This is a genomic window from Zavarzinella formosa DSM 19928, assembly GCF_000255705.1.
Classification (GTDB): Bacteria; Planctomycetota; Planctomycetia; order Gemmatales; family Gemmataceae; genus Zavarzinella; species Zavarzinella formosa.
This window is the reverse complement of sequence record NZ_AIAB01000585.1, coordinates 1-590: the sequence shown is the minus strand read 5'-3', so window position 1 is coordinate 590 and position 590 is coordinate 1. Positions and strand designations below refer to the sequence as shown.

The window sequence follows — 590 nt, the reverse complement described above, 5'->3', positions numbered from 1 at the left end:
GGGCGGCCTGCCCCGCCAGCCGGGCCGGATCGACCCGGCTGGCGTCGTACCGGATCAATCCCCGCTCCCGTCCCCGGACAAATTCCAGCATCGCCCGGTCCGTCGGCCAGGGATGCCGACGGAGCCAGCCAAGGCTCGGCGCCGGCAGCACGGCCGGCCTCGTCCCCTCCGACACGATGTCGTGGCCGTGTTTTTGCAACCAGTCCACAATCACGTCCTCAAGGCCCGCGTGTCCGAGCAGTCCGGCCTGCTCGCCGGGTCGGATCACTCGCAGGAGCGGATGCGGGACAACGGTTCCGTGGGCGTCCGGGGAAAGGGTGTGTAGATCCTTCTGGAGATCCCGGATGAAAGGTTTGACCACGGTGTGAATGCCGTGACGGGCGACTGTCACTTTCGTCGACAGCCCTCCTGTCTCCGTGGGAGGGGTGGACGGATGATTTTCAGTTGTCATGGTCGTCTCCGTCGAAAAGCGGGTTCGAATGGTCTTCGCCTCGCACCCGAGGCACGAACGATCGGGGTGATCAACTCCAACGGGAAGTGCGCCTTAGAGCCTGTAACTTTATGAGTTACAAAAGTATTTAAAGCAAATG

Annotated in this window: 1 protein-coding gene; it reads right to left on the bottom strand. The window is 62.7% G+C overall.

The window, feature by feature from the left end:
* The coding region (locus BGIM_RS48015; protein WP_040887495.1) for a hypothetical protein at window positions 1-451 on the bottom strand (451 nt) is incomplete at its 3' end.
* Window positions 452-590: the final 139 nt, after the last annotated feature.